Here is a 22,521-nt window from a genome sequence, read left to right as displayed (position 1 = left end):
TTTTTATCGAATAAATACCTCTCTATTTTACTACAAGTTAGCCAAGTATTCTCGTTCTGGCTGCGACAGCCCACTCGATTTTTGCCAACGCCTGGCAATACGCCTCACTCATCTCCGCTGCATTTGCTGTCTCCTCCGGTCGAGTCAGCACACGCCAGACGTCGCTCTTGTTTTTGTACCAATCTAACTCCTTTGGCGGCTCATGGTGAATAGGCCTCCAAACTTGACGCAGCGTTGGGGAAAACAGCCGCTTTGCCCTTGGGTGCAGCTGACAGTTCATTAGTTTTAGCTGATAAGGCTTGCCAGGAGCTGTATCATTCACATCGTGAAAAAGATGGGGCCAATAATCTTTTCGCGAACCTGTGTGTGGCTGATCCAATGCCCAAGCGTATGCTGCCTCCTGCCTATTCGTACCCCCGAACAGCAGACTGTACAGCCTTTTTCCCAAGCTGATTCTCTCTCGTAAGGAGGCAAAATGAAACACTCGCTCACCCGCGAGCTGCAAGGAGCCTCCTTGCCCATCAGCCACTTTCCGCTGAGGAAGCAAGATCATATTCAGATGCAAAAGCTCCTGCAAGGCAAACGGGAGTGTGCGGACAACTGAATTTTGATAGCCCGAGTCTTTCATGACCTGTTCTTCCAAGTAGTTTTGTTCATTGATGATCAAACCAATGGCGAGCAGCTCTTTGTCCGTTGTTTTCCAAAAATGATTCCAGATCGCCTGCATGAAAGTGGAGACGCCCAGATGAGGCAGCAAATAAAAAAGGTTGGTCTGTCGCCTGACACTCTCTTCATACAGTAACAATTGAGGGTACGCATCGTTAAAAATCAGCCAGTTTCCCCGCTCCAAAAACGAAAAATAATCCTGCTGCTCTTTTGTTCGAAGCAAGCGAGGCAACAATTCTCCCCGCAAATCAGTCATACTCCATCCCGCATTGCGCGATACGAGATGTGCCAATAGCGCCCAATGAATTTGTGGATGCTTTTGATAAAACGACAAATAGGCGCGCGTTCTGTCTATATTGTCTCGGTTGTGGGCGAACGTCTCCTGACTAATCCGCTCTACCGTCTTTTGATCTTGTGCTGGCAACGTGGCAGTCGCCGTACGGACTTTCCCCAGATTCATAGCAAGCGGCAAGCGAGATGCGTATTGGTACCACGACAAACCCATCGATGCTCTTCCCCCTCTCTTCCTGAGGCGTGTGTATTTTATCGGGAGGTGAATGAGTTGCGCGAAGTCCAGCAAGAAATTAGCCGCATGCAAGCCTTTTTGTTACAGCGCCAGCAAGCGGATGGCACTTGGCGCTTTTGTCTGGAAAGCTCACCGATGACAGATTCTCACATGATCATCCTATTGCGCACACTTGGCATTCATGATGAGCGTTTGATGGAGAAGCTCACTGCTCACATTACGTCTCTTCAACACGATAATGGGGCATGGAAGCTGTATCCTGACGAGCATGAAGGCCATCTGTCTACGACCATTGATTCGTATTACGCTCTGCTGTTATCAGGCAAATATACGAAGGATGAACCGAGAATGGCTCTGGCTCGCTCGTTTATTTTGGAAAAGGGTGGGCTGACACAAGCGAACATGCTGACCAAATTTGCTACAGCCTTGACAGGCCAGTACCAGTGGCCCTCGCATTTTCTCGTTCCCGTCGAGATTGCTCTCTTGCACCCGAGCTTCCCTGTCAGCTTTTACGATTTTGTTGGGTATGCACGTGTCCATCTTGCTCCCATGATGATTGTGGCTGATCGCAACTATGTAAAAAAGCCTGACGATGCGCCAGACTTGTCCGATCTATACACGGATACACCGATCACTCGCGGGCTATATCCGCATCGATTCCTAGAGAATTTCCTCAAAGAGGGCCAGTCGTTCCTCGCCACCATCCACGATTCCTTGCAACGTCTCCCCTTTTTACCCGGACAACTGCACAAGCTCGCCCTACGGCGCCTGGAACAATACATCCTGGCGCGAATCGAGCCGGACGGTACTCTGTACAATTATTCGACCTCTACCTTTTTCATGATATTTGCGCTGCTCGCTCGGGGATTTTCTCCGCAAGACCCCCTCATCCAAAAAGCGATGCAGGGGCTTACGAATAGTGTCTACGATTATGAAAGCGGCGCACACCTGCAGCTGGCTACCTCAGCCGTATGGGACACGGCCCTCTTGGCTTCTTCTTTGCAAAAAAGCGGACTTTCTCCTACACATCCCGCGATTCAAAAAGCAAATCGGTACCTTCTCCAAAAGCAGCAGCATACGTACGGCGACTGGAAAATCCGCAATCCAAAAGGAAAGCCTGGCGGTTGGGGCTTTTCTGACTACAACACCATGAACCCGGATATTGATGATACGACAGCTGCTCTGCGCTCTCTGCGCCTGCTCGCCCGTACGGATATAACAACAGCTGCTGCCTGGAAGCGCGGTCTCGAGTGGCTATTATCCATGCAAAACGACGATGGAGGCTGGCCTGCTTTTGAACGAAACACAGACGCTGATTTCATTCGCCACCTGCCAATCGAAGGAGCCGATACCGTCAGTACAGATCCGTCCTCTGCCGATTTGACAGGGAGGACTTTAGAGTTCCTCGGAAACTATGCCGGACGAACATTGACTGACCCGCATGTAGAAAAAGGAGTCCGCTGGCTTCTCAAACATCAAGGGTCAGACGGCTCCTGGTATGGACGTTGGGGAATTGCTTACCTATACGGCACTTGGGCTGCCATTACCGGGCTGATGGCGGTTGGCTTTTCCCCTACTGATCCCGCCATCCAAAAAGCGGTTGCGTGGCTGGTTGCCAGTCAAAATCCTGACGGCGGCTGGGGGGAATCTTGCCAAAGCGACCAGAAAAAAACGTACGTCCCTCTCGGAGCAAGCACACCCTCGCAGACGGCATGGGCAATCGATGCACTGATAGCCGTGTCATCCAAGCCGACCCCAGAGCTGCAACGAGGGATTCACTACCTGCTTACTCACAATCAAGCAAACGACTGGACGACTCGCTACCCGACTGGCGGGGGGCGTCCTGGCGGCACTTACTTTGCTTATCACAGCTATCGTTGGATTTGGCCGTTGCTGGCTCTCAGCCACTATCAGACCAAATACGCGAACACGTAAAAACTACCGCTACCCTCTTCGCAAACCAAGACCTAACGGTTGAAGAGGAACCTGGGGTGAATAAACCACGGCGTGTGGCGGCGTATCAAAAATAGAGTAGCAAGACAGGACATCGGTGTCCCCAATCAGCACAATCGACGACTGAGACACTCCCCCAAAGCTGAAATCACCGACGTCTATTTTTTTATTCGTCACCTTCATATTCATGGAACTTTTTCTCCTTTTCCTAAAACTCGTGCCATCCATACAACGTATGCGGATCTCACTGGTTCGGTCGCAAAAACAGGTATGAACACCCAATGGCCTACGACATACAATACAGAGAGGATCTCTCCCAAAAGGATGTGCCGAACATGCCAGCATTCGTTGGAGTCATCAATGTAAACAACGTGGGCGGCGTTTTCAATGTCGGAGACGTCCGTAAAATCGCACCTACCAGCTATGCCAAAACCTTCGCGGGTGGAGGATCATTCAATTCTGGTACCAATCTGTCCTTTAAAATTCCACGTAGCGTCGTCTACATCAATGAACAATCCGATAATGATATCCCGCTTTTTGTAGAAGAAACGAATGATTTCCGGGCAAAGGGACGAGATTTCGCATGAACTTTTTTGTTACGCAACATATCGTAATCAATTCGCTCAAGATCGAAGGCATAAGCAACTCTTCAGTGTGCCAAATAGGAAGCGCAGGGATTATCAAACCCGTATCCAAGCTGTACAACACCGGCGGATTCACAGAGCCAGCTCCACAGGTGGGGCCTCTGCCCACAACTGGTTCGGAAGAATTCGTGCCCCTCATCCCGTTGGTTTCTCCCTCGCCCTTACGCCCTGGTATGCCTTCGCGGTTTGCCTAATTCGATGTATGTTAGATGAAGAAGGATGGTCGTCATGTACATGGATCCCGAAATGATGCAGTATCTTCAACAGTTACATGACTATATACAATTGCAAGACAAAAAGATCGAGAAGATGAAGCAAATGCTTGAACAGCTGCAGCAAGACGTAAATGAACTCAAGGAAAAACAGATTCCTTCCGTCATCAAGAACGAGTACAAATTCGATCTGCTAAAGGTTGAGCGACTGGAAGGGACTCTCAATATCGGCTTAAACCCGAAAGGAAATGACGCTGGAATCGGTGATTTTTCCATCAATCAATCGATGGATGTCCCTAATCCGCACCAAAGCAATGCCCCACTTTTTGACCGTGTCCAGAAAGAAATTTATCAATACCTGGAGACAGATGCCTACCACGTTCTTGAAAGAATCGAAACAGAGTGCAACTATCCACTGGATAACAATTATCGTGCCTTTATCTTGGATGACATTAAAAAGCAGATCGATCAGCGGATTAAGTATTACCTGAGCGAGCTCCCTGCCGATGAACTAGAACCAGAGCAACTCGATGTTTTCGTGCAAAATACAGTCCAAAAAGTGAAACGGGATATCGACAAGACCTGCGAAACATTCGTGAAAAATTTGCCTCGTGAGGTGAACGAACCATGATGAGGTATCAAGTGATAAACGAAGCCATTTGTGTAAAAAAAGTCTCTGTTAGTGCTCTCTCTTCTGCTGCTTCCTTGTTTATTGGAGACACACAGACTGTAGACCTCAGAGCGATTTATGAAACCCCACCCGAAAAAATGATTGTCGGAGCTTCGATTCCGATTGATACTGCTCTGCGTGCTTCTTAAGGAGGGTTGTCTCCATGTACCGAAGGACCAGTCATGTCCATAAGCTGGATGTTCTCTCGGTCGATACCTCATCTGTTCTGCAAATAGGTGATTCCCGGCAGATTGATGCAGTCTCGAACATTTTAGCCGTCCAACGCGAGCAGGCCATCTTCTATGAAAATGAATTTATGTTCGAGGATTACTCGGTCTTTTCCGTTCCCTTAATTCCCCCTAGTCTCTCAGAACCGATTTGCATTGATACGTTCCACGACTGTCCGTACATTTTCATTCGAAAAGTGGAAGTCCCTTTCGTAGCAGGAGCGTCCGTCGTCCATGTTGGTTCTAATGAATCCATTACACTCGAAACGCGAGTCGTAAATATTCGTCACATTTTCCAAGACGAGCCAAAAACCAGAGGGAGGGGGTAGGCTGTGCCTTCTGTCATTGGAGCTGTCAATATCAATAGTAATTCGGGTACCGTTAACTTCGGAGATACGCTCAACATATCGCCAAAAACAGCCGCCAAGACATTCTCCGGTTCAGGAGGCGGCAACACAGGCAACGTCGTCAATACGCTCAATGGTGTCAACGCAACGAATACACTAGACCCCAATGTCGTCGATCAACCGATGTTTGGGAACATCTAATCCCTGCAGTGTTAATGTCTTTTCATTGACACTGTTTTTATTTTGGCTGAAAAAGGAAACAAAAAAGGAGGCACGAGGCCTCCTTACTACAATATTTCAATATACCCTTCTGTTCCATGCACGCGAATTCGTTGCCCGTCTTTTATCAGGGTGGTGGCATTTTCCACGCCGACAACTGCTGGTAAGCCATATTCACGCGCGATAACTGCTCCATGGGTCATCAGTCCACCAACTTCGGTGACTAGACCTTTTATGGATACAAACAATGGTGTCCAGCCAGGGTCAGTAAAGGAGGTGACTAATATATCTCCCTCTTCTAGATCAGCATCTTCCATGTTTAAGATGACACGTGCTCTTCCCTCTATAACGCCGGAAGAAACAGGTAGACCTACAATCGCATTGGCTGGCAGATTTTCTCGTTTGTACTCACCTGCAATGATTTCACCATCAGACGTGATTACACGCGGGGGAGTCAGTTTTTCAAAAAACTTATAATCGTCTTTTCGTTTGCTGATGATCTGATCATCCAGTTTGTTTGTGCGTACGGCTTCGTGAAATTCTTCAAAAGTGAGATAGTATACATCTTCTTTTTCATGAATAACGCTTGTTTGGACGAGTTGTTCGGCTTCTTTCAGTAAAGCCTGCTTATAAACGAAGTAGCGATTCACCATGCCGTATTTTGGGTATTCCCGGTAGCCGATGAAATTCCGGATGAGGTCGATCTTTTGTTTTGTTTCTTTGGCTTTTTGTTCACCATCCGGTAATTGCTTTAATCGATCTAATAACTCTTGCTCTTTTTCCAAAGCTTCCTGTCGCCCTTGTTCGAATTTTTGTTTGCCAGCATTCGGCTCAAAGTTTTTGATGTTACCTAGAATCATGGGGACAAGCGTCATTGGTTTTTCACTCCAACGAGTTTTTGTTATATCGATTTCTCCGGCACATCTCATTCCGTATTTCCTGAGATAAGCATAGATTGCGTCTTGCGTTTCCTGTCCACCTTCAAACTGAACCAGTTCATCCAAAAAGTCATCGTCTTTTGCATGCTGCAAAAAGTCAATTACTTCTGGATAAGGACGAACCACATCTGCAACATCCATGAGCGCCAGTCCCATTTCCGAAGTAATATTGTGTGGCACAGATTGAGAAAGCGTGTCTGCTACGTTTTTTTCCCCCAACCACTTGTTCATTTTTTCATTGATCCATTTTGAAGCATCCATAGCAGCCGTAATCACACCTATGTTTTGTGGATCAAATAAAATCTTCTTTAATTGCTGGATGTCTTCTCGAATAAAATCAAATAACTCCGGTCCTGATTTCGTTTGGATGTGATGCTTTAACTCTTCGATCGATGTTTGACTACGCTTAATCAAATCAGCAACAATTGTCGGATCGTTTTCGAATTGTTCTTGAAAACCCAAAGACGACAAACCTTTATTGCTATTGTTGGGACTCTGTTCTTTTTTATCTATGGGTAATAATTGTATAAAATCTCCTCGCTCTATGACGGTCATAAGCGCGTCTTTAATAAGCGGATCGGATTGCCCCAGGGTATCTAATATGGTTTGTCTGCTGTCAGGTGAAGCCAGCATATTTGTAACATCAACAAACAGCCTTCCACCCGCTTTGCTCATGGGTGCAGGAGTTGTTAACAGGAAAAAAGACAGTCCCAATGGTTTTATGGGGTCGGTCATCATTTGTTGATGGCCAACAGATACATAGACGTGATTTTCTTGATCATTCGCTTTAGGAATGGGGTATAAAGTCGTGATTGGACGACTCTGGACAATATAAAAAGTATCATCAACCAAACACCATTCGATATCTTGTGGGCAACCAAAATAAGCTTCGATCTGTCTTCCAATGCGTGCCAGTTGTAAAATTTGTTTTTCAGTAAGGGTTTGAGTCTGTTGCTGATCAGGATCGATCGGCAGTGTCTCTGTTCCCCCTTCTTGTCGTCCATAGATAGCCAGTTTTTTGGTTGCTATCCTCTTATCGACGATTTCCTCTTCCTGTACTTTATAACAATCGGCAGAGACCAAGCCAGAGACCAGTGCTTCTCCAAGTCCATAACTGGCATCGATTGATAGCACCTTCCGGTTGGATGTAATTGGATCAGCGGTAAATAAAATCCCGGAAGCCTGTGGGAAAACCATTTTTTGAACAATAACGGATAAATAAACGTGTTTGTGGTCAAATCCATTTTGCATCCGGTAGATAACCGCGCGATCCGTAAATAGAGATGCCCAACATTTGCTGATATGCTGCAAGATTGCTTCTTTGCCGATGATATTTAAATAGGTGTCTTGTTGACCTGCAAAAGAGGCATGTGGTAAATCTTCAGCAGTCGCACTAGAACGCACTGCATAAGCATACTCCTCTCCGAATTGGGAGAGATAGTGAGTAACGGCTTTCACAACATCGGAAGGAATTTCTACTTCCATTATGAATTGGCGAATCTTCCTGCTGATTTCACCAATTTGATCTCGATCTTGTACGTTTAGCATGGTTAGTTGATCCAGCAAAGCATGGTACATTTCGTTTTGTTCGATGGCCTTTTGGTATCCCACTGTTGTCACACAAAATCCTTCTGGTACTTGTATTCCTTGAATTTTTGACAATTCCCCTAAATGCAACCCTTTTCCGCCAACGAGCAAAAGCTGCGTTTTTTCCATTTCCTCAAAACCGAGAACCAAAGAACTCATTCAACATCTCTCCTAACCATTAAAATTGAGAAAAAACATTTGACAGGAGTTCACCAGCATGGTACGATTAAAGTGTAAGATGCGTTAACTATGACTACATAAATTAAAACAGTCGTGATCTGATTATATCATCGCGTCTGTTACTGTGCAATAAAAAAGAACCTGGGCAGAAATATCCAGGTTCTTTTTTGATTTTCCACTACCACCTGCTTTTACAAGCTTGCTTTAAATGTTGTTTTTCGTTCATTCGCCGCTCCATCCCGCATCAAATAGATTTCTAACAACCCATCCTGATACTGGGCCCTCATCCCTTTTGAACTGACGGAAACCGGTAAAGCCAGCTTGCGATAAAACGGGCCGTAGCTTCTTTCCCCTTGTGTACGAAGCCCGTGGTGCTCACTTTCTTTGATGATCCCCTTGACCTCCAGCCACCGTTGGTCGGAGAGGGTAATCTCCAGACTATCGCGATCGAAGCCTGGCAGTTCACAGGAAACAATGACCATTTGCTCTGATTGGAAGATATCCGAGGCTGGGGAAAAATGCGAATCGTCTACCTGCACGAAACGCATCGGTTTTTCCTTCGTCTTTTTTTTCCCCTTTTTCACGGGTGGTACATTTGGCGCGGCTGCGGCAGTCGTCTTTTGTGTTGCTTGCTTATTAAGCGTCGCAATATTCTCCCAAAAATTCGTATCCAGCACCTGCCCCATCTGGCTTAATGCTTTCCACGGATGATCTGGGTCAAAGCCGAGCTTGGACAAACTTTCGGATGCTTTTTGTAACTGCTTCATGGTCTCTTGCAGGTTTTTCATCACTTCCGCACTCCCTCCCCAGTTAAGGCAAGACTGTCTTTGTACGATAGAATATGTGCTTTTGCCTGGGGAGTGTGCTCATGATCATCCAGTTTGACCTACATCAGCACTATCTGTCGCTGGTGCAGGCGGAGCCAAAATATCTGGTGGTGGCATGTTACTATCCGTCGGCTCAGGATTGGATTCGCCGCCATTTCCATCTGGTACAGTCGGCGGTGTTACAGGCTCCTGTGTTGGTTCTGGAGCCGTATTTGGTGATGGTTTGGCTGGTTTCTGTGTTTTTGGCTGTTCTTTTGTACCTGTCGTGGGCTTTGGCTTCGAAGCTGGTGTTCTCTTCTCTGCTTTCATTTCGACCTTGGCTACTTCCGCTACAGCTGCATCACTGAGCTGTTCGCTCTGTCCAGCTACACCCACTTCTGTTTGCAGGGCAGTTCGAACAGCTTGCATGTTCTCCCTCGGCCATAAGGAATAAGGAGAACTCCAGATCGCCCCATTATCCAAAGTAACCATGTTGCTGGACGAAAAGCTGGCAAAATCGAGTGCCAATCCTTTTATTTGGTTTTGTGAGAGATCGGTTTTGATATGTTGACCAACGGTATCCAGTACGGCTGTCAAACTCGATATCCCATCCAGAGACATGCTCTTTTCTGCCACAGCTCGGATTACCTGCTGCTGCCTGCGATTGCGATCGAAGTCGCTCGAGTTGTAAGCGTCTCCACGTCTATCGATGCGATGGCGAACGAAGCCGAGTGCCTGCTCTCCGTTCAATACTTGCTTTCCTTTTTTCAAATTGCGGTATACACCTTGCTTCGGCAATTCATATACAAGATCGCGATCGACGTCAACCGTAATGCCGCCAAGCTTATCTATGACCGCTGTGAAGCCCTCAAAGTCAAGCTGCACGTAATGCTCGACAGTGATCCCCAGCATGTGATTCAATGTTTTTTTGAGCATCGTCATGCCATTTTCGGTAACAGGCTTTCCTTTGATTTCTGCATCTTTCCTGATATTTTCCCCTAATGCAAATACTTCATTGACTTTGTGATAACCTGGATATCCTGGGATTTGAACGCGGGTATCACGTGGCAACGATACCATGCTCAGCTTTTGCGTAACCGGATTGGCGACCGCGACGACGAGGACATCCGTGTTTAACATGCCGATATTTTTGCGCGTATCCACCCCGACGATGACAAAGGCAATTGATTTTTTTTGCTCATACGGCTTTTCTACAACAGGTTGATCCGGCAGCTTGTAAGGGTCTTCCGTTACAATGTCCAGTGTCTTGTTTAACTGGTTGAGGGCATAGCCTGCTCCTACAGCCAACAAACAGAGGAATAAGCAACCCGCCAAGAGCAGATACATCCGCTTGCTTCGCTGGCCACGCTTGATCCGTTTACGCGGCTGTTTTGCAGGAGCTTGAGGCTTGTCATTCTTGGCTTGCACGTTCGGTTCACTCCTTTTTAAAATCACGTGGTCCATAGTGCTTTGGGCTTTTCATTTTTCAATATATTCTGGAAAACCATGTCCCATTTTACCACAATCTGCCGTCAAATTGTAGAATCCTGCCGATTCAACTCGATCGGTTTTCCCTGAGAGTTCTTGCACTTGCGAATCGAAACAGGTAGTCTAAAACTGAGGAAAATCGGATAGATGAATAAGGGAATCGGAGGGACTTGTGAGTGGAACACATACAGGTGCTGATCGCGGGTGGCGGCATCGCAGGGTTGTCCGCAGCAATATGGTGCCAACGATTGGGTCTTTCTTGTCTTCTTATTGAAAAAACGGATCGACTCGGCGGTCAACTGCATCACATATACAACGAGATTACCGACTTTCCGCCCCTTGTATATGACCAGGGAGCTGCCCTTGTAAAGGTACTGATCGCACATCCTTACATCCAACAGCCAAACATACGATTGAACGAAGCCATTCTTTCCATTGATCGGGAAACGAAGCAGGTAATTACTTCGAAATCCGTTTATCGTGTCGACTATTTACTCATCGCCACAGGAGTCGGCTGGAATGAAATACCGGCCCTAGCTGACTGTCCGAGCGTCCTGTCGCCTTGGTTTTCTACAACTGCCCAAGCGCACAGCATCGCCGGGCAAGATATCGCCGTCATTGGCGGAGGAGATCGTGCATTAGAAAGTGCAGCAAATTTGAGCTTTCATGCCCGACAAGTCTATCTGTTGGTTCGGAGCAGTGGGTTGCGCGCTCGTCCCGAATGGCAAAAGAAAATCACAGGCCAGCCCAACATCCAAGTCCTGTGGGAAACACAAGTAAGTGATTATCAGGAAGAAGAGGCACGGACTGTTTTGACACTCACCTCTACGCGGGCAGGCAATCCGCAGACGATCGCAGTCGATTGGATTCTGCCGCGAATTGGTGTTCATGGAAACACAGCGGGTCTCGAAGGCTTGGACACGTTTGGCGATGATTATTTGCAAACGGATTCGTATCAACGAGTCAACTCTCCATGGATATACGCAGTCGGAGACGTGAGCAACGGAGCCGCTTATGCGAGTTTGTCACTGGCAGTTGGTCAAGCGATGAAGGCGGTCAAGCATATTTCCTTGCAAATTCAAAACAACAGATCAAAGAGCCTGTAGAAGGAGAGCTTTGCATGTACGCTTTTTACGACGATTTCGGCTTACCTGTCAAGCTAACCTTTTCCCCCGAAGAGTATCGTAACCACCAAGCAGGTCACGTGCTGGTCTTCGCTTTTTATCAAGGAAAGCTGTTATTTACTCGCCATCGTACACGCGGTGTAGAGCTACCCGGTGGAAAAGTAGAAGCGGGTGAAAACAGCTTGGCGGCAGCCGTTCGTGAAGTCTATGAAGAAACCGGCGCCATTCTGGAAGGGATTGAGCGCATCGGACAGTACACCATCGACGATTCGATGCGAAAAGACATTTATATCGCAAAGGTAGCTGACTATACAAACCAGCCAAACGGCTCAGACGTGCTTGCCACCATTGTGTTTGCGGATATCCCGCGAAATGTAAAAGGCAATCAGGAGTTTAGTCGCATTCTGCAAGATGATGTGTATCCGCTCGCACTCGAACGAGCTTTACGTCATCCCTTCGCTACCTCCTAGCCATCAAAAACAGGCTCGTCCCTGTCGCTCTCCACATTGTACCCGGTGAGTATGACCGACAGAGACAGCCTGTTTATTGTTTTTCCTTTTCCTTTTTTCCCGACAACACGCGTTTGACGAGCTCATTTGGATCAAAGCCATACTTTTCGATGGCTCTTTCACGTTGTACCTCATGTACCGTTTCTCGTTCAATTCCCAGTACCTCTGATATTTGCCGCCACGCTTGCGTCTCGGTGTCTTTTGTCCCTTGTCCTTGCTGCTCGACCTGCTTAGGCTTCAAGAAGAAGATCGCAACTACAGCGAAAACGAACGATAAACCTGCGATTGATAGAAACATGACCGTTCGAGAAATCTCGAGCAACCAGGTAAAAATAGGCGGGCCGATCGCAACACCGATAAAACGGACACCGCTATACAAAGAAGTAATCATGCCCCGCTCTGTTTTTTGTACGGCCCCAACGATCATCGAGTTCAGGCAAGGTAAAATCATCCCCGTCCCCACGCTGCCGATAACCAAAATGCCAATCAGGACATAAGCCCCTTTGACAAAGCTGGCCAGAATGTAGGACGTAGCGAGCAAGAACATGCCGACAATCACAAACAGACGCATCAGCTTCAGCTTCTTTTTGATGATGATTCCTGTTACATAAGCCGCAATACTCATTACGAGCAATGGAATCGCCAAGAAAAAGCCTTTGATGACACCATCGATCTTGTATTTTTCCTCCAATAAATCAGACAGGTAAAAAAGTACACCAAACAACGTGAACAGGCAGATGCTCCCAATAAAAAACGCGGGGACAAGCCATTTTCCGTGCTGCTTAAACACTTGTGAGATCGAATGCATGTATTGCTTGACAGGGAGCGGCTTTTTCTCCTGTTTCTTTTCCTTGGTCAGAAATAAAAACATCAGGAGGACGACACCGCAAATCATCGGAAAAGCTAAAAAAACCATATACCAAGAAATGAGAGCAAGCAAGGAGCCAATTATCGGGCTTAATACTTTTCCCATCCCGTTTGATGTCTCCAAAAGCCCCAATGCCCTACTCTCCGAAGCGCCATCGAACAGATCCCCTACCAAAGCCATCGCGATAGGGGCTGTCCCGGCGGCCCCGATCCCCTGCAAGACTCGCCCTCCCATTATGGCCATATAAGGTTGATCCAACCACAGCGCGGAAAGCCCTGCGACCAAACCACCCAGACCGTACAAGGCAAGGGAGATGATAATGACAATTTTTCTCCCAAATCGATCCGACAAATAGCCGGCAAAAGGGATAACAATACCTGCAGCAATCGAAAAAGCGGTGATCAACAAGCTCGTCTGTAAGGCGGTGAGCTTCATTTCCGTTTTCATTGTAGGCAGTACAGGGATCAGCATCGAGTTGCCCAACACCATAACTAATGGAACCCCGACTAGCCCAATCAGGTTTTTCGCATTTTGTGCCATACGAAACTCCTTGTCTTACGCATAAGCGCTACCGTCCCAGCGCATCGCGTTAATAATCTCCCAGTCAGGCTCGACGCCAATTCCGACGCCAGCAGGAATTGTCACTTTGCCCTTTATGGGTTGAAGCGGAAACAATTGTGTAAACGGGTTCTCCATGACGTCCCATTCGACAGGCTCAATCGGAAGGCTATCCATCTTGGTCCAAGCCAGCAAGCAAGCTTGTGCAAATAACGTGTACAATCGTGCCAACGAACCATCAAAGGAATGCGGGGACACACGATAGCCAAACTGACGGGCCATTTGCAAATGCGTTCGATAATCGTCAATACCTCCCGTATGCATCAGGTCAGGCTGTGCAATATCAATGGCTCCCCCCTCATACAAGGGCAAAAACTGCGCGCAGCGGATCAAGTTTTCTCCGCCTGCAAGCGGGATAGATAGTGACGAACGAAGCTTGACGTACTCGTTTGTACGATCCAAGGGCATCGGCTCCTCCAGCCAAAGCCAATTGCCATAACGGGAAAAAAGCCCCTCCCACTTCCTTGCAGTCGCACAATCGTAGCTCTGATTGGCATCTACCGCTACTTGAACGTCTTCGGGAAGCATATTCATCAGTTTTTCGATATGCGTCTGATCCTCTTGAACAGACCGACCGCCAATCTTTACTTTCACCATCTTGAAGCCGTCGTCGACTTGCTGGCTGACTTGCTTCCATGATTGTTGCATCCAGTCTTCTGTTTCACGGTAGGATTGGAGGGAGGCATATACCGGGATGCCAGAATGAATCTGGCCTCCCCACAGTTGGCACACAGATAGCCCCGCCGCTTTCGCCAAAATTTCCGTGAGTGCCATACTGACACCTGAAGCCGATCGCTGATGCCACTTTCCTATGACATCAACAAGGGCTACTCTGTTGTCGACCTGCTTATCCAGCAAGTACGGAATGATTCGCTCACAAAAGCCCTTATGGAGCGTCGGCAGCCAATCGATAATTTCTCCCCAGCCATCTATTCCAGATCTTGTGATAATCCGAATGAGATAGCTGGTTCGATAACGCTTAAACCCATTCGCATCGCCGTAAGCTTGCGATAGACGTTGAAGTAGCGGATACGTTTCTACGCGCTCAATTTGCAGGTCTGCGACCTCTACCTTGTCATGAGTAGTCATCCATGCCCTCTCGTTCTGCTTGCTCTCCCTCATAATCGTCATAGGAGAGGAAGTTTCCTTTCCCTTCTCCTTTTCTCATATACTCCTCATACGTCCCGCTTCTCATGAAATGCACACTGTCCGGTCCGTGATATCCTTCAATATCGGTATAACCGATTTCTTCTACGGCTTCTACAAAGCCATCCGGCTCATTGCTCTCGATATACATTTCGTCGTAATCCGTTTTGTCGGGTTCCTGGTACGAGAAAGGAGTGCTGGATGTCCCCCATGACTCGACAATTTGCCAAGCATCCTCACCGTCAAATCCGTTCTGTCCTTCTTTTTCATCCAAAGACGTACGTCCAAACGGCGGCTGCAAAAATTCTTCTTCAATCGGGCGAGACTCGTTGACTGACGGCGCCGGTGCGTGCTCCTTGCACGTTTGTGCCTGAGGCAGTGCTTCCAGTCGCTCCACGGGTATTTGCTCCCCACAGACCGTACACAGGCCGTAGGTACCTTCCTCCATGCGCTGTAGCGCCTGATCAATCTCTTTTAATGTCTCGCGATCGAGACTGTCTAGGGCTAAATCTTTTTCCCGCTCAAACATCTCGCTGCCGATATCTGCCGGATGATTATCGTACATGGCAAACTCCTGCAAAGAGGTTGTCATCGGTTCTCTCATGCCATAATGGTCCTGTACGCGGTCTTCCAGTTCTTTTTTCTGTTCCAGCAGCTTTTCCCGGAAGCTGGCCACCATCTTTTGGTCCACGCTGTACACCACCTTTGTTTGGTTTCCTCAACAGGTAGTATGTCTTGGTCCCGAAGGAAATATGACCAACAAAACGGTCATGACCTTTTTGTTGGTCCGCTATCGCTCACATCTACTTTTATGAAAAACGTCTCTACGTTTTTCACAGCAAAAAACCTGCCATCCCCAAAGGGAATGACAGGTTGATCAACCGTTTTTATTCTGTTACATGTGCGTAGTGTTGTTCTACGATATCAGCGCAACGTACGCAGAGCGACGCGTGCGACTCGCGGGTACCAACATCAGGTTTCACTACACGGCAACGCTCGCATTTTCCACCGTCTGCGGCTGAGACCACTGCAGCAATTCCTTCGAGTTGTACCGCTTCTGCCGGAGCAGACCCGCTGTGTACATCCACGTGAGCCACGATGAACAGGTCAGCCAGATCGTCCATGGCTGCCAATGTTTTCGCGACTTCTTCCGTTTGTGGGTACAGAGCCAGCTTCGCATCAACGGAGTTACCGAACACCTTATTGCGGCGCGCTTCTTCCATCGCTTTGAGAACCTCGTCACGGATCGCCAGGAACGCATCCCATTTGCTCTCTGCTTCTGCTGCAAAGCTGAGATGTTGCTCGTCGCCTTCTGGCATATCTGTGAGCTGTACACTCTTCTCTTCCACGCCTGGAATGAACGCCCACACCTCATCGGCTGTATGCGGCAACAGTGGAGCGACCAGCTTCACCAGACTGAGCAAGCAATCGTACATCACGGTCTGTGCAGCGCGTCTTTTCAGACTGTCTGGCGCTTCTACATACAGACGATCCTTGCAAATGTCCAGATAGAACGCGGACAAATCAATGACGCAGAAGTTGTGAACGGCATGGAAAACGGTATGGAACTGATATTCATCGTACGCTTTGCGTGTACGCTTAGCGACTTTTGCCGCTTTCGCCAGAACATAACGGTCCAGCTCTCCCAGCTCTTCGTACGCTACGCGGTCTGTTGCTGGATTAAATCCATCCAGGTTACCCAACAGGAAGCGGAACGTATTGCGGATTTTGCGGTACACCTCAGCGATCTGGTTCAGAATCGCATCGGAAATGCGCACATCAGCCTGATAATCAACAGAAGCTACCCACAGACGCAAGATATCTGCGCCCATCTTGTCAATCACTTGTTGAGGCACGATGACGTTACCGAGGGATTTGGACATTTTGCGTCCTTCTCCATCCAATGCAAAGCCGTGACTCAGGACGGATTTGTAAGGAGCTGTGCCATACACGGCAACACCCGTCGAGAGAGAAGAGTTGAACCAGCCACGATACTGGTCAGAGCCTTCCAGATACATGTCGGCCGGCCAAGAAATGCCTCTTTCGCGCAATACAGCCTGGTGGCTGGAACCTGAGTCGAACCAAACGTCCATGATATCCGTTTCTTTGCGGAAATCCTTGCAATCGCATTTCGTGCAAGAAAGTCCTTCTGGAACCAACTCATTCGCTTCACGGGAGAACCATACTTTCGACCCTTCTTTGCGGAACAGATCAGCAACATGGTTGATCGTCGTGTCGTTAATGATTGGTTCATTACACGATTTGCAGTAGAAGATTGGAATCGGTACACCCCATACACGCTGACGGGAAATGCACCAGTCGCCACGATCCGCAATCATGTTTGCCAGACGCGTTTCTCCCCAATGCGGAATCCATTTTACATTTTTAATCGCTTCGAGCATTTGCTCACGGAATCCGTCGATTGATGCGAACCATTGCTCCGTCGCGCGATAAATAACCGGTTTTTTCGTACGCCAGTCATGTGGATAGGAGTGCGTGAAGAAATTGAGCTTCAAGAGTGCTCCGTTTTCTTTCAGCTTTTCTGTAATCACTTTGTTAGCATCTTCGTAGAAGAGGCCTTCAAAGCCTGGTGCCTCATTGGTCATTTTACCTTCGTGATCTACTGGGCAAAGAACACCCAAATTGTATTTTTGACCAACGTTAAAGTCATCTTCCCCGTGTCCTGGAGCAGTATGAACGCAACCAGTACCTGCATCCAAGGTTACATGCTCACCCAGGATGAGTGGAGATTTGCGATCGTAAAACGGATGCTGAGTTTCTACGCCTTCCAGATCTTGACCTTTAAAGGTCGCGAGAATCTCTACGCCTTCCCAGCCAATTTCTTTGCTCGCAGCTTCAATCAGACCGTTTGCTACTAAGAATTTGCGGCCATCTACCTTCACTACGTTGTACTCGAGTTCAGGGTGCAGGCTGATCGCGAGGTTTGCTGGCAATGTCCACGGAGTCGTTGTCCAGATAACAACGCCTGTTTCTGTATCCAGCTTGCCTTTTCCATCTGCTACCTGGAAGCTGACGTAAATAGAAGGAGAGCGCTTGTCTTTGTATTCGATTTCTGCGTCAGCCAGAGCCGTCTCAGAAGACGGAGACCAGTACACGCAGCGAAGACCTTTGTAAATATAGCCCTTTTTCGCCATTTCGCCGAATACGCGAATTTGGTTGGCTTCATATTCAGGCAGGAGTGTCACATAAGGGTTTTCCCAATCTCCACGAACACCCAGACGCTTGAATTGGTCGCGTTGCTTGTCGATATAGGACCAAGCATACTCTTCACAGCGCTGGCGGAAATCGTTCACTTCGATGCTGCGACGATCCAACCCTTGTGCATTGATAATCGCTTGCTCAATTGGCAAACCATGTGTATCCCAGCCTGGGATGTACGGCGCATAAAAGCCTGCCATGGATTTGTAGCGAACGATGAAGTCCTTGAGGATTTTGTTCAGTGCGTGACCGATATGGATGTCTCCATTCGCATACGGAGGGCCATCATGCAAGACAAAAGACGGGCGGTCTTTCGTACGATCTAACACTTGTTGATAAATATTTTGCTCTTCCCATACCGCTTGCATCTGTGGCTCGCGGCTTGGCAAATTTCCGCGCATGGGGAAATCTGTTTTTGGTAGCGCTAAGGTTTTGCTGTAATCCATGGCCTGATTCACTCCTTAAATAAATAAAAGCCTTCACTCATCCCATAAAAGGGACGAGAGAAAGCTCCCGTGGTACCACCCTGATTGAACAAACCCGTACGACAAAAAAGCCTGCATCGGATTCGTTCCACTTCACTCATTCGTAACGGGAATGACGCGCTCACTTACTCACCTGTTTACCATCAAGGTTTTCTGGGCTTTCGGATATTGAACTCCCGGGTGATTTTCTGCGAAAGCAACTGGCCGGGTTTTCACCTTTTCCCGACTCTCTAAGCAGTGCTGGCTCACATACTCTTCCCGTTCATCGTCTATGATTTGTATAAACGTGTTGTCAACCTCTATAAGTGCCTATTTCAAAAAAGTTGTTTTTCATTATAATACCATCATTGGTCGAACGTCAATGATTTATTCAACAGTGACAGCAGAATCTGTCTGTGGCTGTTCAATTTGATCCCAATCGCCATTCTCCAACATTTCCAGCTGTGCCTCCAAAAGCGTCCGGAAGCGCATGCGGTAAACAGAAGCGCGTTTCTTCAGTTCTTCGATTTCGATTGCAATTTTGCGTGACTTCGCGAGTGCTTCATTGACGATGCGGTCTGCATTTTTCTCAGCTTCTTTTAAGATGAGCTGCGCTTCTTTGCGGGCATTCGACTTCACGTCCTCCGCCGTCTCCTGCGCCACCAGAATCGACTTGCTCAAATTTTCTTCCAAGCTCTTATAGTAATCTACGCGCTCATTCAGAATGGCTACGCGTTCTTCCTGTTCTTTTTTCTCTTTTATCAAGAGCTCAAAATCTTTGATCACCTGATCGAGAAATTCGTTCACTTCGTCAATGTTATACCCACGAAAGCCTGTGCTGAATTCCTTATTGTGTATATCCAACGGCGTTAATGGCACATGAACCCCCCACTTTTCCCGATAATTCGTCCTTAATCATTTCGACAGGATTAGCAGTGTTTCCTGCCGTATTTTACAATTTTTTGCCTTGGTCCATCTTATGTAACCAGTCCGACGATCATGCGAAGTCTTCCGCTGCGTGTTGGACCGGCTACCTCAATAATTTTGAACCGGCCATAACCTGCAAGTGAAACCATGTCCCCCATCTGAAGTTGATAAGACGGGTCTTCGATTACTTTCCAGTTGATTTTTACTTTTCCCGCCCGAATTGGCACCAGCGCTTTTGCGCGAGACATATTGTGTACTTCTCCGATGATCGCGTCAACTCGCGGTGATGGCACAGTGATCGTTTTCTCTACAAACTTGGGTGCAGGCGGTGTAAACGCCTCCCATGGTATCCGCTCAAACTGAACAGATGTCCGATGAATTTGCCTCACCTGCGCACAGACAAAATCAGCGACTTCCTCAGCTACAATCGCGTAGCTGCCAGCTGAATCTGTCAGCATATCTCCGAATTTCTCCCGCTTCATCCCGACACCCAGCATCGCCCCCATCACATCTCGATGCTCCAGCACATGAAAGCGCTGATCAGCCCTGATTGCCAATAAGGTAAGGCGATAATCCTCAGGCTCGACAGGAAGGTACTCCGGATGGATGATAATACGAACACGCTCGGCACCCTCGTAGCCTCCATAAGGAGAAACCTTCACATCTCTTACTTGTGAGGATAGACTCTGAATAATCATCAACTGCCTGGGGTCTACAAAATCAGTAAGGCGCATGGCCTGCTTCCGCTCTACTTGCGTCAGCATTTCCAGCGCCCGTTCAACAAAGGGACGTTCTTCTTTTGAAAAATGGTCAAATATGCTCATCGTTTCACTCGCCTACAGGATTTGTTGCAATATGGCGTACAGGCCAGATTGGGCAAAGCGCAGTGCAATCAATGCGACAATGGGAGAGATATCGATGAAGCCGAGGGGTGGGATAAACCGGCGAAATGGCGCCAAATAAGGCTCAACCAGTCTTTCGAGTAACTGGCCGATGCCTGTACCTCTTATTTGAGGAACCCATGACATCAAAATGTAAGCAATAATCATGTATTGATATACCGTAAAGGCAAAATCTAAAATATCCAAGACAACCTTCATTAGCTCACCCTTTTACATTCGTCTTAAATGGCTACTCTTCCAACACACTGGAGATTGTCCCCTGAATATCCACATGGTCAGGCGTACATACAAAGATCGTGTCTCCTACCTTTTGAATGTCGCCGTTCAGCGCGTAGACTGTTCCGCTCAAGAAATCGATAATTCTCTTGGCTTGATCTTTTTCCACGCGATGGAGGTTCACCACAACGGGTCTACGATGACGCAGGTTATCAGCGATATCCTGAGCGTCACTGTAATGACGGGGTTCACAGAGAATCAAACGGATTCCCTCCTTTTCCCGCGCTTGAAACGGTACCACGTTGTTAGCTCGGCCGATCGCTGGCTGGCGTTTGTGCGAGGATTCTTGCTCTTCCCTTTCCTCTTCAACCGTTGTTGTCTCTTCGATGTATTCCTCGTTTTCCAACCCCAGAAACCCCATCAATTTATTCATAACACCCATACTCTTCCTCCTCTCTTACTCCGTGGTTTGGTCAGATTTCCTTTACTCCGGCTTGACCAATACCGATCCCAAACGAATATATGTAGCTCCCTCTTCAATGGCCACTTCAAAATCACTAGACATGCCCATGGACAGCTCTTCCACCTGTGCGTGCGGGAATGCCATTTCGTTAATCCGTTGCTTCCACTCATAGAGGCCACGGAACACCTGTCTGGCTTCCTCTTGATTTTCGACAACAGGCGCCATCGTCATTAATCCGACGATACTTATATGTTTCATATTACTGGTTTCGTGCAAAAAAGCCAATACGTCATTGGGACTAAGCCCAAATTTTGTCTCTTCGCCTGATATATTGATCTGCAAAAAGCATTTTACGACATGATCCAACGCTTCACCGCGTCGATTCAGCTCCTGTGCCAAAGAAAGCCGATCCAGGGAATGAATGTACGGGAATCGTCCTACGACTTCTTTTGCCTTGTTCGTTTGAAGGTGTCCGATAAAATGCCAGATCCCTTTATCGCCGTGTAGCTGGTGCTTGGGCAGGGCATCCTGCACGCGATTTTCCCCAATATTCTCTACGCCTACAGCGAGCAAGTCCCCAATGGCATCTGCATCGACATACTTGGTCACGGCAATAATTTTTACTTCCTCACGTTTGCGGTTCGCCCGATCGCAAGCAGCCTGAATTCTTGCTTCGATGGATTGCAGTCGTTCTTTTAACAATTCTTGTTCCTTGGTCATTACGAACCTTCCTTTCTTTTACAGGTTTTCCTTCCAGCCGATATAGGAAGCCATACGTCCGGTAGTTCCTTGTATCCCGGCTTCCTTGCGATGAGAGAAAAACAAGTCTGTTCTGCAGCTTGTACACCAATCCGTGGATAAAATATTCCCGGAAGAAATTCCTGCTTCGAGCAATATCTCTGTGTTCAGCTGACGAAGGTCCAGCATATACCGCTCCCCTGTGGAGGAGATGACTGCTTTTTCCCAATCGCCTGCACAAGTGCGTACCTGCGTCATGATTCGCTCATCGACTTCATAGCAACAGCCGCCAATGGATGGGCCAATTGCGACGCGGATGTCCTCTGGATTTGCCTCATAGTGCTTCGTCATTGCCTTCACCATTTCCTCGGCAATACGGCCCACTGTCCCCTTCCAGCCTGCGTGGGCAAGTCCGATTGCTCCCGATTGGGGATCAAGAAAATAGAGGGGAACACAATCTGCATAGAACGAGGTCAGCATAACACCTTTTTCAAGGGTAAACAAACCATCTGTTGCAGATATGACATCCTCCAAACTTTCTTTTCCCGCACCGCCTGCTGTAACCTGACAAACCCGATTACCATGCACTTGATCAGCGCATGTCCACGCTGCAAAAGACATCCCGACTTGTTCTGCGAGCTTGCGTCTATTGGCTACTACGTTTGCAGATTCATCACCCACATGCAGCCCCATATTAAAAGACCCGTACGGTTGTTCACTTTCCCCACCTGAGCGAATCGTAAACCCCGCCACTAATCCAGGAAATTGTTGCTCCCACTCTGTTAACGATAAGATTGACTTATCCTCTACCCTGACAAATGGTTCTCTCATGTTGTCACCTTCCTCATATGGCTAATCATACCA

At 47.8% G+C, this 22,521-nt stretch carries 24 protein-coding genes and 1 other annotated feature; of the genes, 9 read left to right on the top strand and 15 right to left on the bottom strand.

Features of this window, described 5'->3' with window-relative positions; translation table 11 throughout:
- Positions 1-37 precede the first annotated feature (37 nt).
- Positions 38-1,171 carry a DUF2515 domain-containing protein gene (locus tag FB479_RS01630; protein ID WP_142061827.1) on the bottom strand — a complete coding sequence of 378 codons (1,134 nt, stop codon included), beginning with the start codon at positions 1,169-1,171 and terminating at the stop codon, positions 38-40.
- Between the two features lie 57 nt (positions 1,172-1,228).
- On the opposite strand from FB479_RS01630, the gene shc reads away from it, so the two are divergent.
- Complete coding sequence (shc, locus tag FB479_RS01625; protein ID WP_142061823.1) at positions 1,229-3,127, top strand: squalene--hopene cyclase; 1,899 nt, start codon at positions 1,229-1,231, stop codon at positions 3,125-3,127.
- Positions 3,128-3,136: 9 nt separating this feature from the next.
- On the opposite strand, the gene FB479_RS01620 is transcribed toward shc, so the two are convergent.
- Entirely contained in the window at positions 3,137-3,334 is a 198-nt protein-coding gene (locus FB479_RS01620) for a hypothetical protein (RefSeq protein WP_106653257.1), read from the bottom strand.
- Between the two features lie 146 nt (positions 3,335-3,480).
- On the opposite strand from FB479_RS01620, the gene FB479_RS01615 reads away from it, so the two are divergent.
- Genes FB479_RS01615 through FB479_RS01590 form a run of 6 tightly spaced genes read left to right on the top strand, consistent with a single transcriptional unit; the run spans position 3,481 to position 5,446 of the window.
- The gene (locus FB479_RS01615; RefSeq protein WP_106653256.1) at positions 3,481-3,732 is read left to right on the top strand and encodes a spore germination protein; all 252 of its coding nucleotides are present in this window, start codon (positions 3,481-3,483) and stop codon (positions 3,730-3,732) included.
- Positions 3,729-3,983, top strand: a complete 255-nt coding sequence (locus FB479_RS01610) for a spore germination protein GerPB (RefSeq protein ID WP_106653255.1) — start codon at positions 3,729-3,731, stop codon at positions 3,981-3,983. Before FB479_RS01615 ends, FB479_RS01610 begins: the two co-directional genes overlap by 4 nt.
- Positions 3,984-4,017: 34 nt before the next feature.
- Positions 4,018-4,632: a spore germination protein GerPC gene (gene gerPC, locus FB479_RS01605; RefSeq protein ID WP_142061820.1), complete on the top strand. Its 615-nt coding sequence runs from the start codon at positions 4,018-4,020 to the stop codon at positions 4,630-4,632.
- Positions 4,629-4,820 (top strand): spore gernimation protein, encoded by a 192-nt coding sequence (locus tag FB479_RS01600; RefSeq protein WP_106653253.1) that lies wholly within the window; start codon positions 4,629-4,631, stop codon positions 4,818-4,820. The genes gerPC and FB479_RS01600 overlap by 4 nt, the downstream gene beginning before the upstream one ends.
- A gap of 14 nt (positions 4,821-4,834) precedes the next feature.
- Positions 4,835-5,227 (top strand): spore germination protein GerPE, encoded by a 393-nt coding sequence (locus FB479_RS01595; protein WP_106653252.1) that lies wholly within the window; start codon positions 4,835-4,837, stop codon positions 5,225-5,227.
- Positions 5,228-5,230: 3 nt separating this feature from the next.
- The gene (locus tag FB479_RS01590) at positions 5,231-5,446 is read left to right on the top strand and encodes a spore germination protein (RefSeq protein ID WP_017249535.1); all 216 of its coding nucleotides are present in this window, start codon (positions 5,231-5,233) and stop codon (positions 5,444-5,446) included.
- 86 nt (positions 5,447-5,532) lie between these two features.
- Here the strand turns inward: FB479_RS01590 and ppsA are convergent, their stop codons facing one another.
- The 3 genes from ppsA to FB479_RS01575 all read right to left on the bottom strand — a co-directional run bounded on the left by ppsA (position 5,533) and on the right by FB479_RS01575 (position 10,403).
- Positions 5,533-8,148 carry a phosphoenolpyruvate synthase gene (gene ppsA / locus FB479_RS01585; protein WP_142061817.1) on the bottom strand — a complete coding sequence of 872 codons (2,616 nt, stop codon included), beginning with the start codon at positions 8,146-8,148 and terminating at the stop codon, positions 5,533-5,535.
- A 212-nt stretch (positions 8,149-8,360) separates the two neighbouring features.
- On the bottom strand, positions 8,361-8,957 hold the full coding sequence (locus FB479_RS01580) for an Hsp20/alpha crystallin family protein (protein ID WP_142062900.1): 597 nt from the start codon (positions 8,955-8,957) through the stop codon (positions 8,361-8,363).
- 84 nt (positions 8,958-9,041) lie between these two features.
- On the bottom strand, positions 9,042-10,403 hold the full coding sequence (locus tag FB479_RS01575; protein WP_142061814.1) for an LCP family protein: 1,362 nt from the start codon (positions 10,401-10,403) through the stop codon (positions 9,042-9,044).
- Between the two features lie 236 nt (positions 10,404-10,639).
- Here FB479_RS01575 and FB479_RS01570 point away from each other — a divergent pair, with 236 nt between their 5' ends.
- On the top strand, positions 10,640-11,569 hold the full coding sequence (locus FB479_RS01570) for an NAD(P)/FAD-dependent oxidoreductase (RefSeq protein ID WP_142061811.1): 930 nt from the start codon (positions 10,640-10,642) through the stop codon (positions 11,567-11,569).
- A gap of 14 nt (positions 11,570-11,583) precedes the next feature.
- Positions 11,584-12,057 (top strand): NUDIX domain-containing protein, encoded by a 474-nt coding sequence (locus tag FB479_RS01565; protein WP_142061808.1) that lies wholly within the window; start codon positions 11,584-11,586, stop codon positions 12,055-12,057.
- Between the two features lie 73 nt (positions 12,058-12,130).
- Here the strand turns inward: FB479_RS01565 and FB479_RS01560 are convergent, their stop codons facing one another.
- From FB479_RS01560 to pgeF, 10 genes are all read right to left on the bottom strand, one after another.
- Entirely contained in the window at positions 12,131-13,504 is a 1,374-nt protein-coding gene (locus FB479_RS01560) for an MFS transporter (RefSeq protein ID WP_142061805.1), read from the bottom strand.
- 15 nt (positions 13,505-13,519) lie between these two features.
- Positions 13,520-14,671: a mandelate racemase/muconate lactonizing enzyme family protein gene (locus FB479_RS01555; RefSeq protein WP_142061802.1), complete on the bottom strand. Its 1,152-nt coding sequence runs from the start codon at positions 14,669-14,671 to the stop codon at positions 13,520-13,522.
- A complete protein-coding gene (locus tag FB479_RS01550) occupies positions 14,658-15,431 on the bottom strand; it encodes a TraR/DksA C4-type zinc finger protein (protein ID WP_106653245.1) in 774 nt (257 codons plus the stop codon). The genes FB479_RS01555 and FB479_RS01550 overlap by 14 nt, the downstream gene beginning before the upstream one ends.
- A 184-nt stretch (positions 15,432-15,615) precedes the next feature.
- Positions 15,616-18,393: an isoleucine--tRNA ligase gene (gene ileS, locus FB479_RS01545; RefSeq protein ID WP_142061799.1), complete on the bottom strand. Its 2,778-nt coding sequence runs from the start codon at positions 18,391-18,393 to the stop codon at positions 15,616-15,618.
- 46 nt (positions 18,394-18,439) lie between these two features.
- Positions 18,440-18,707 (bottom strand) — a binding site (T-box leader).
- A 91-nt stretch (positions 18,708-18,798) separates the two neighbouring features.
- Positions 18,799-19,290 carry a DivIVA domain-containing protein gene (locus tag FB479_RS01540; RefSeq protein ID WP_106653243.1) on the bottom strand — a complete coding sequence of 164 codons (492 nt, stop codon included), beginning with the start codon at positions 19,288-19,290 and terminating at the stop codon, positions 18,799-18,801.
- 98 nt (positions 19,291-19,388) lie between these two features.
- On the bottom strand, positions 19,389-20,162 hold the full coding sequence (locus FB479_RS01535) for a YlmH family RNA-binding protein (protein WP_142061796.1): 774 nt from the start codon (positions 20,160-20,162) through the stop codon (positions 19,389-19,391).
- A 12-nt stretch (positions 20,163-20,174) separates the two neighbouring features.
- Positions 20,175-20,438 carry a YggT family protein gene (locus tag FB479_RS01530; protein ID WP_106653241.1) on the bottom strand — a complete coding sequence of 88 codons (264 nt, stop codon included), beginning with the start codon at positions 20,436-20,438 and terminating at the stop codon, positions 20,175-20,177.
- A gap of 31 nt (positions 20,439-20,469) precedes the next feature.
- Positions 20,470-20,898, bottom strand: coding sequence for a cell division protein SepF (locus FB479_RS01525; RefSeq protein ID WP_007717736.1), 429 nt, complete (start codon positions 20,896-20,898; stop codon positions 20,470-20,472).
- 42 nt (positions 20,899-20,940) lie between these two features.
- Positions 20,941-21,639: a YggS family pyridoxal phosphate-dependent enzyme gene (locus FB479_RS01520; RefSeq protein ID WP_142061793.1), complete on the bottom strand. Its 699-nt coding sequence runs from the start codon at positions 21,637-21,639 to the stop codon at positions 20,941-20,943.
- 18 nt (positions 21,640-21,657) lie between these two features.
- Positions 21,658-22,488, bottom strand: a complete 831-nt coding sequence (gene pgeF, locus FB479_RS01515) for a peptidoglycan editing factor PgeF (protein ID WP_142061790.1) — start codon at positions 22,486-22,488, stop codon at positions 21,658-21,660.
- Positions 22,489-22,521: the final 33 nt, after the last annotated feature.

The sequence above is a fragment of the Brevibacillus sp. AG162 genome, assembly GCF_006715575.1.
Taxonomy (GTDB): domain Bacteria; phylum Bacillota; class Bacilli; order Brevibacillales; family Brevibacillaceae; genus Brevibacillus; species Brevibacillus brevis.
This window is presented reverse-complemented; position numbering and strand designations above follow the sequence as displayed.